This is a genomic window from Acinetobacter sp. YH16044 (assembly GCF_013417145.1).
Classification (GTDB): Bacteria; Pseudomonadota; Gammaproteobacteria; order Pseudomonadales; family Moraxellaceae; genus Acinetobacter; species Acinetobacter amyesii.
The window spans coordinates 1-5,308 of record NZ_VPEK01000075.1; the positions used below are offsets into that span (position 1 = coordinate 1).

Below are 5,308 nucleotides of genomic sequence, written 5' to 3' on the forward strand. Positions count from 1 at the left end.
GTCGGTATCCTGTCTGGCAGGATACCGCTCATTTCCCTTGTTCAGTTCATCGCCGTCGCCGAGCATCTGAATTTTCGGCATGCGGCCAAGGCACTTGGTATCAGCCAGGTGATCGTTGTCCGGTGTGCGCTCCTGATCGGCGTTCGGCGTCTCGCGGTCGCGGTAGCAGTGCTGCAACGCAGCCGCCACCGTGCCCATGCTGTTGAGCTTCTTCGCCCTCATGATCGCAAACGCCATCCGTCCCCCGGCGCAACTGTCACGCCCCCGGCGTAACTGTCACGCCCCCCCGGCGTAACTGTCACGAACCCCCGGCGTAACTGTCACGCCCCTAAACCTGCAAACCCAGGAAGGGGGGGAGCTGGTGGGGTGTTGGAAAAATCCATCCATGATTATCCAAGAATAATCCACTAGGCGCGGTTAACAGCGCCCTAGTGGGGCACTGTTTGCCCTTGCTTAAAATGCCGGCCAGAGGCCGGATAACTTCTCTATCCGCTGCGCTAGGCTACACACCGGCCCCACCCGCTGCGCGGCAGGGGGAAAGGCGGGCAAAGCCCGCTAAACCCCATACCAAATCCCGCGGGAATACGCTGGAGCGATTTTAGCCGCTTTAGCGGCCTTTTCCCTACCCGAAGGGTGGGGGCGGTGTGCAGCCCCGAAGGGGCCATTCAGGGGCCATTCTGACCGCTTTGCGCTTGGCTATCCTTGCGGCTCCGGCTGACCATGCTCCTGTGGCTGCTGTTTCTGCTTGGGTGGAAGTCCGAACAGTGCCCGATCATGGTCGCGCTCTAGGTAGCTGTCCAACCCATCGAGCAGGCGCTGTTCTGGCCACTCGCCGTTTTCAACTTTGCCGAGTATCCATGCACCTACCAGCACTTTGCGCCGGGTGTTTTCCTTGCGCTTTTGCTGCTGCTCCCGTGCTCTGATCCGTTGGATCTCGGCGTTGATTCGTGCCCGTTGTTCTTCCAGCTTGGCGAGCCGTTCCGCTGTTTTTGCCATTTTGATAATCCTCTTGGTTATGTGCTTGTCATTATGCTATCATCGGAGCACAGACACCGCAAACCCCGACCGTCATTTTACGGGAGGGCGCACTTACCGGTTTCTCTTCAAGAAACTGCCCTGGGGGCACCCCTTCGGGGCTGTGCGCTCTCCGAGGGCCATTGCATGGAGCTAAACCCCTATGGCCATCTATCACCTTACGGCCAAGACCGGCAGCCGGAACGGCGGCCAATCGGCCAAGGCGAAAGCCGATTACATCCAGCGGGAGGGCCGTTACTCCCGCGACCGTGAAGAGGTGCTGCACACCCAGTCCGGCCACCTGCCCGAGTGGGCCGAGCGTCCCGCCGACTACTGGGACGGTGCCGACCTGTACGAGCGGGCCAACGGTCGCTTATTCAAAGAGATTGAGTTTGCCCTGCCGGTCGAACTGACCCTAGATCAGCAGCGGGAGCTGGTGGACGAATTCGCCCGGCATCTGACTGAGGGCGAGCGCCTGCCGTATACGCTGGCCATCCATGCCGGTAACGGTGAGAACCCCCATTGCCACTTGATGATCTCCGAGCGGAAGAACGACGGTATCGAGCGCCCGGCTGACCAGTGGTTTAAGCGGTACAACGGCAAACAGCCAGAGCGGGGCGGGGCGCAGAAGTCCGAGAGCCTGAAGCCCAAGGCATGGCTTGAGCAGACCCGCGAGGCATGGAGCCACTACGCCAACCGCGCCCTTGAACAGGCCGGGCACGAGGCCCGCATTGACCATCGCACCCTTGAGGCGCAGGGCATTGAGCGCTTGCCGGGCATCCATCTTGGCCCTAACGTGGTGGAGATGGAGAGCCGGGGCATCCGCACCGAGAGGGCCGATATCGCCCTAGCCATCGACACGGCCAACGGCCAGATCATCGACTTACAAGAATACCGGGAGGTTATCGAGCATGAGCGCGATAGACAGAGTGAGGAAATCCAGAGGGATCAACGAGTTAGCGGCAGAGATAGAGCCGCTGGCCCAGAGCATGGCGACACTGGCGGACGAAGCCCGGCAGCGGATCGCCGAGGTACAGCAGGCCAGCGAGGAGCAGGCCGCGAGCTGGACGAGCCAGCAACAGCAAGCCATGAGCGCATGGCGGCAGGCAGCAAAGGACATGAGGGCAGCCGCAGGGGAACTGGCCAAGGCCGGCCAGACGGCCCGGAGCGCCGCCCGTGGCTGGACATGGAGGTTGTGGGCCGGGGTCTTGATCGCTTCCGTGATGCCTATTCTGGCGCTGCTGATCGCATCATGGCTTTGGCTGGAGCCGCAAATCATCGAGCAACAGGGGAGCATATGGCTGATTTTCAAGCTCAAGTGAAAGGTGACCGCACCGCGCAAGCCATCGCCCGGCAGCTCAAGGCCATGGGCTGCGACCGGTACGACATCGGCATACGGGATGCCGCCAGCGGCAAGATGATGAACCGGGAATGGACACCGCAGGAAGTGCAGCAGAACGCCGCCTGGCTCAAGCGCATGAATGCCCAGGGCAACGATATTTACATTCGCCCCGCCGAGCAGGCCCGGCATGGTCTGGTGCTAGTTGACGACCTCAGCAGCGACGATCTGGACGCCATGAAGCAGGAGGGCCGGGAGCCTGCCGCCATCATCGAGACCAGCCTCAAGAATTATCAGGCATGGGTGAAGGTGGCTCAGGATGCCCCAGCAGATCATAGGGGCGTAATCGCCCGGAAGCTGGCCCGGGAGTATGACGCCGACCCGGCAAGCGCCGACAGCCGTCACTATGGCCGTCTGGCAGGCTTTACCAACCGCAAGGACAAGTACACCAGCCGCACCGGCTATCAGCCGTGGGTGCTGTGCCGGGAGTCCAGCGGCAAGAGTGCCACCGCAGGGCCGGAGCTGATGCAGCAGGCCGGGCAGGTGTTGGACAGCATCGAGCGCCGACAGGAACGGACGGCACGACTGGCCGAGATCACCGCCCCGCAGAGTGTGCGTCGGTATCGCCGCAGCGTCGTGGACGACTACCGCAGCGAAATGGCCGGGCTGGTCAAGCGGTACGGTGATGACCTCAGCAAGTGCGACTTCATCGCGGCCATGAAGCTGGCCAGCAAGGGCCGGGAGCCGGACGAGATCAGCAAGGCCATGGCCGAGGCTAGCCCCGCTATCATGGAGCGCAAGGCGGGCCATGAGGCCGATTACATCAAGCGTACGGTGCAGAAGGTGATGGAGCTTCCGCAGGTGCAGGAGGCCCGCGCCGAGCTGGCGAAGCAGACCCAGAAGCAGCGCAGCAAGGGGCCAGATTTAAGCATGTAATGCTTGTTTTGATAAAACAAAACTGCTATATTGTCAAAACAATTTGACTTTATAGTAGGATTAAAAAATGGATATAGGAAAGGCAAAAGAGTATTTTGGGCTTGGATTGATTCAGGGTGCCGTGGTGAGATCGTCAAGTGTTCTGCATAACGGGTGGACTATCGAGCTGAGCGGCAACATTGGCAGCGCACAACCTACCTTACACACCGCCAGAGGTGATGTGCGGCAGTTCAAGACACTGGATGCGGCGGCCAAGGTCGTGCGAGAAATTGGGCTGCGAGAGTGGCGTGTTATCACTGACTAGGCGGCGCATGGCGGGGATGCCCCGCCAGCGCCTGACCATCAACCGCCTGCAAAGGAGGCAAACCAATGGCTACTCATAAGCCTATCGATATTCTGGCGAGCTTCACAGAGTTACCGCCGCCGATTGACTACGTACTGCCCAACATGGTGGCCGGTACCGTGGGGGCGCTGGTGTCCCCCGGTGGGGCCGGCAAGTCCATGCTGGTTCTACAGCTGGCCGCACAGATCGCAGGCGGCCCCGACCTGCTGGACGTGGGAGAGCTGCCCACCGGCCCGGTGATCTACTTGCCCGCCGAAGACCCGCCCACCGCTATACATCACCGCCTGCACGCATTGGGGGCGCACCTGACCGACGAGCAACGGCAAGTCGTGGCTGACGGTCTGCTAATCCAGCCGCTGATCGGCAGCCTGCCCAATATCATGGCCCCGGAGTGGTTCGACGGCCTCAAGCGCGCCGCCGAGGGCCGCCGCCTGATGGTGTTGGATACGCTGCGTCGGTTCCATATCGAGGAAGAGAACGCCAGTGGCCCCATGGCGCAGGTGATTGGCCGCATGGAGGCCATCGCCGCCGATACCGGGTGTTCTATCGTGTTCCTGCACCATGCCAGCAAGGGCGCGGCCATGATGGGCGCAGGCGACCAGCAGCAGGCCAGCCGGGGATCGTCCGTGCTGGTGGATAACATCCGCTGGCAGTCCTACCTGTCCGGCATGACGGCCGCCGAGGCCGAGGAATGGGGCGTGGACGACTCACAGCGGCCCTATTTCGTCCGCTTTGGTGTCAGCAAGGCCAACTATGGGGTGCCGTTCAAAGACCGCTGGTTCAGGCGGCATGACGGCGGGGTGCTCAAACCCGCCGTGCTGGAAAAGCAGCGCAAAAGCAAGGGGGTGCGCCGTGGTGAAGCCTAAGAACAAGTACAGTCTCAGCCACGTCCGGCACGACCCGGCGCACTGTCTGGCTCCCGGCCTGTTCCGTGCCCTCAAGCGGGGCGAGCGCAAGCGCAGCAAGCTGGACGTGACGTATGACTACGGCGACGGCAAGCGGATCGAGTTCAAGGGGCCGGAGCCGCTGGGTGCTGATGATCTGCGCATCCTGCAAGGGCTGGTGGCAATGGCTGGGCCTAATGGCCTAGTGCTTAGCCCAGAACCCAAGACCGAAGGCGGGCAGCAGCTCCGGTTGTTCTTGGAACCCAAGTGGGAGGCCGTTACCGCTGATGCCATGGTGGTTAAGGGCAGCTATCGGGCGCTGGCCCGTGAAATCGGGTATGCAGAGGATGGCGGCAGCCAGTTCAAGGCAATCCGGGAGTGCATTGAGCGCCTGTGGACAGTCTCCATCATCGCCCAAAATGGCCGCAAGCGGCAGGGGTTCCGGCTGCTTGCCGAGTACGCCAGCGACGAGGCAGGCGGGCGTCTGTACGTGGCCCTGAACCCCTTAATTGCTCAGGCCGTCATGGGTGGTGGCCAGCATGTGCGCATCAGCATGGACGAGGTGCGAGCGCTGGACAGCGAAGCGGCCCGCCTGCTGCATCAGCGCCTGTGTGGCTGGATCGACCCCGGCAAGACCGGCAAGGCGGCCATAGATACCCTGTGCGGCTATGTCTGGCCGTCAGAGGCCAGTGGTTCGACCATGCGCAAGCGCCGCCAGCGGGTGCGCGAGGCGTTGCCGGAGCTGGTTGCGCTGGGCTGGACGGTAACCGAGTTCGCGGCGGGCAAGTACGA

At 62.2% G+C, this 5,308-nt stretch carries 6 protein-coding genes and 2 pseudogenes; 6 read left to right on the forward strand and 2 right to left on the reverse strand.

Translation table 11 applies throughout. The features are described from left to right. Positions 1–237 (reverse strand): annotated as a pseudogene (locus FTV38_RS18470) (plasmid recombination protein); the annotation flags it as partial. Positions 238–696: 459 nt separating this feature from the next. Further along, positions 697–996, reverse strand: coding sequence for a hypothetical protein (locus tag FTV38_RS16505; RefSeq protein WP_010904468.1), 300 nt, complete (start codon positions 994–996; stop codon positions 697–699). A gap of 181 nt (positions 997–1,177) precedes the next feature. On the opposite strand from FTV38_RS16505, the pseudogene FTV38_RS18205 reads away from it, so the two are divergent. The 6 genes and pseudogenes from FTV38_RS18205 to repC form a co-directional block, all read left to right on the forward strand. Then, a pseudogene (locus tag FTV38_RS18205) lies at positions 1,178–1,819 on the forward strand (MobA/MobL family protein); the annotation flags it as partial. A 106-nt stretch (positions 1,820–1,925) separates the two neighbouring features. Next, a complete protein-coding gene (locus tag FTV38_RS18210; protein WP_010895877.1) occupies positions 1,926–2,336 on the forward strand; it encodes an IncQ-type mobilization protein MobB in 411 nt (136 codons plus the stop codon). Then, positions 2,312–3,289 carry a DNA-primase RepB domain-containing protein gene (locus tag FTV38_RS18215; RefSeq protein WP_373682963.1) on the forward strand — a complete coding sequence of 326 codons (978 nt, stop codon included), beginning with the start codon at positions 2,312–2,314 and terminating at the stop codon, positions 3,287–3,289. The genes FTV38_RS18210 and FTV38_RS18215 overlap by 25 nt, the downstream gene beginning before the upstream one ends. Before the next feature lie 67 nt (positions 3,290–3,356). Continuing rightward, positions 3,357–3,593 carry a hypothetical protein gene (locus FTV38_RS16515; protein ID WP_010895879.1) on the forward strand — a complete coding sequence of 79 codons (237 nt, stop codon included), beginning with the start codon at positions 3,357–3,359 and terminating at the stop codon, positions 3,591–3,593. Between the two features lie 65 nt (positions 3,594–3,658). Beyond that, positions 3,659–4,498 (forward strand): helicase RepA family protein, encoded by an 840-nt coding sequence (locus FTV38_RS16520; protein WP_172688719.1) that lies wholly within the window; start codon positions 3,659–3,661, stop codon positions 4,496–4,498. After that, on the forward strand, positions 4,485–5,308 hold an 824-nt coding region (gene repC, locus FTV38_RS16525; RefSeq protein ID WP_180022992.1), incomplete at its 3' end, for a replication protein C, IncQ-type. The genes FTV38_RS16520 and repC, both read left to right, overlap by 14 nt.